The organism is Micromonospora maritima (assembly GCF_902825405.1).
Lineage (GTDB): Bacteria > Actinomycetota > Actinomycetes > Mycobacteriales > Micromonosporaceae > Micromonospora > Micromonospora maritima.
The window spans coordinates 1-2,855 of record NZ_CADEAU010000608.1 but is presented as its reverse complement, the minus strand read 5'-3'; the positions used below and the strand labels follow the sequence as shown (position 1 = coordinate 2,855).

General features: G+C 74.1%; 3 protein-coding genes. 2 read left to right on the top strand and 1 reads right to left on the bottom strand.

Annotation, left to right across the window (positions count from 1 at the left end):
• Window positions 1-227: 227 nt before the first annotated feature.
• A complete protein-coding gene (locus tag HUW36_RS29870; protein ID WP_174531156.1) occupies window positions 228-1,793 on the top strand; it encodes an MFS transporter in 1,566 nt (521 codons plus the stop codon).
• Between the two features lie 11 nt (window positions 1,794-1,804).
• Window positions 1,805-2,413: a TetR/AcrR family transcriptional regulator gene (locus tag HUW36_RS29865; protein ID WP_174531155.1), complete on the top strand. Its 609-nt coding sequence runs from the start codon at window positions 1,805-1,807 to the stop codon at window positions 2,411-2,413.
• 10 nt (window positions 2,414-2,423) lie between these two features.
• Here the strand turns inward: HUW36_RS29865 and HUW36_RS29860 are convergent.
• Window positions 2,424-2,855, bottom strand: a 432-nt coding sequence (locus HUW36_RS29860) for a PucR family transcriptional regulator (RefSeq protein WP_174531154.1), incomplete at its 5' end; no start/stop codon positions are given.

Genomic DNA, 2,855 nt, shown 5'->3' with positions numbered 1-2,855 from the left:
GCCGGCGCGCGGTGGGCGGGTCGGCTCTCCCAGGCGCGGCGCCTGCTGCCGGTGCGCGACGCGGTGCTCCGGCTGGCGCTGGCCGCCGGCCCGCCCGCCTGACCGTGACCTGGCGCACATTCGATACGAACCGGTTCCGTATCGAAACCTGCTCACCTACGCTCGGCTGCGTTACGAGTCTGCCGCGTATCGTATTCCGACGCGGGTGAACCGGGGGGAGAACCCGAATGGAACCGCACGAGAACACGGGACACCCGAGGAGGTGGGCGATCCTCGGGGTGCTGGTGATCAGCCTCCTCGTGGTCGTCCTCGACAACACCATCCTCAACGTCGCGCTGCGCACCCTGGCCGACCCGGTGCACGGCCTCGGCGCCACCCAGGGCGAGCTGGAATGGGCGATCAACTCCTACACGCTCGTCTTCGCCGGCCTGCTGTTCACCTTCGGCGTGCTCGGTGACCGGCTCGGCCGCCGCCGCTTCCTCATCCTCGGGCTGGCGCTGTTCGGGCTGGCCTCGCTGCTGTCGGCGTACGCGCAGGACCCGGGGCAGCTGATCGCCGCCCGGGCGCTGATGGGCGTCGGCGGCGCGGCCATCATGCCGGTGACGCTGTCGATCATCTCCAACGTGTTCGACCCCCGCGAGCGGGCCAAGGCGATCGGGGTCTGGGCCGGCGCGGTCGGCCTCGCCGTGGCGATCGGCCCGGTGCTCGGCGGCGCGCTCCTGGAGCACTACTGGTGGGGCTCGGTCTTCCTGATCAACGTGCCGGTGGTGGCGCTCGGCGTGGTGCTGGTCGCGGTGCTGGTGCCCGAGTCCCGCGATCCCTCGCCCGGCCGGGTCGACCTGCTCGGCGTGCTGCTGTCCGTGGTCGGCCTGGTCGCCCTCACCTACGGCATCATCGACGGCGGTGAGCACGGCTTCGACCGCCCGCAGGTCTGGGTGGCGATCGTCGGCGGCCTGGCGGTGCTCGGCTGGTTCGTGGCCCACGAGCTGCGCAGCGACCACCCGTCGCTGGACGTGCGGCTGTTCCGGGTGCCCCGGTTCGCCGCCCCGGTGGCCCTGGTCGGCCTGGTCTTCTTCGCCGCCATGGGCGTGATGTTCTTCGGCGCGTTCTACCTGCAACTGGTGCGCGGCTACAGCCCGCTGGAGAGCGGCCTGCTGTTCCTGCCGTTCGCGGCCGCGCAGCTGATCTTCGCGCCGCGCAGCGCGGCCATGGTCCGCCGCCACGGCGGCCGGACGGTGGCGGCGGTCGGGCTCCTGCTCACCACGATCGCGCTCGCCGCGTTCGTCTTCATCGACGCGGACACGCCGATCTGGATCTTCTCGGCGCTGGGCTTCGTCCAGGGCGCCGGCATGGCCAACATCATGCCGCCGGCCACCGAGTCGATCATGTCGGCGCTGCCCCGGGAGAAGGCCGGGGTGGGCTCGGCGGTCAGCAACACCATCCGCCAGGTGGCCGGCGCGCTCGGCGTCGCGGTGCTCGGCTCGGTGCTCTCCGCGGTCTACCGGGACCAGGTCGCCCCGGCGGTCGCCGCCCTGCCCGCCCCGGTCCGCGACGCGGCCCGGGAGTCGGTCTCCGGGGCGTACGCGGTCGCCGACCGGCTCGGCCCGGCCGCGCCGCGACTGATCGACGCGGCCAACGACTCGTTCGTCTCGGCCATGCACTGGGCGGCCGGCATCTCCGCGCTGGTGGCGGCGCTCGGCATGGTGATCGTGCTGCGGTGGATGCCGGGCCGGCCGGTCGTCGCCCCCGACGCCGCCCCGGCCACGGAGCGGGAGTTGGCCGGGACCGCGTAGGTTCGTGGACAATGTCTGACATGACTTCCACGGCGGATGCTCCGCGGTCGCCCGGGCGACCGCGGAGCACCCGCGCGGACGAGGCGATCGTGGAGGCCACCCTCGACCTGCTGGCCGAGGGCAGCACCGTCGAGGCGCTCTCCATCGAGGCGATCGCCGCCCGCGCCGGCGTCGGCAAGGCCACCATCTACCGGCGCTGGCCGGGCAAGGAGGCGTTGCTGCTGGACGCGCTGGGCCGGCTCAAGGGCGCCCCGCCCCGCACCGGCGGCCGCTCCGTCCGCGACGACCTGGTCCTGCTGGTTGGCGCCGTGGGCCAGCACGTCGACCCCCGGGTCCGCAAGATCATGCCGTGCCTGGTGCCCGAGGTGAGCCGCAGCTCCGCGCACCGCCAGGCCTACGAGGCGATCATCGAGCCGCGGCGCCAGGCCATGCGCGAGGTGTTGCTGCGCGCCGTCGCCAGCGGAGAACTGCGCGCCGACCTCGACGTCGAGGTGGCCATGGCGTTGCTCACCGCGCCGATGCTGACCCAGCGGATGCTGCACTGGCACCCCGACCAGGACGAGCGGATCCTGCCCGAGCGGATCGTCGACGCGGTCCTGGACGGCCTGCGCCCCCGCTGACCCGCCCGGCTCAGCCGGCCGGCGTCCGGAGCCGGTGCAGCCGCAACGCGAGCTGCACCTCCAGCGCCCGCTCCGGGCGCTGCCAGTCCGCGCCCAGCAACTGCCCGACCCGCTCCAGCCGCTGGGTCACCGTGTTCACGTGCACGTGCAGCTGCTCGGCCGCCCGGGCCAGGCTGCCGCCCACCCCGAAGTACGCCTCCAGCGTCTTCACCAGCGCGGTGCCACGCCGGGCGTCGTAGTCGAGCACCGGCCCCACGGTCGCGGTGAGGAACCGGGTCACGTCCCGGTCGCCGGAGTCGCCGACCGCGCCCAGCAGCAGCCCGACGAAGCCCAGCTCCGCGGTGCTCGCCCCCTGCCCGGCCCGGCCGAGCGCGCCCAGCGCGGTCAGGCAGCGCTCCGCCTCGGCGAACGTGACCGCCAGCGACGCCGGACCGGTCGACGG

Bases quoted from the DNA above. Each gene is read 5' to 3' on its own strand.
- HUW36_RS29870 (WP_174531156.1), top strand. From the start codon at position 228: ATGGAACCGCACGAGAACACGGGACACCCGAGGAGGTGGGCGATCCTC.
- HUW36_RS29865 (WP_174531155.1), top strand. From the start codon at position 1,805: ATGTCTGACATGACTTCCACGGCGGATGCTCCGCGGTCGCCCGGGCGA.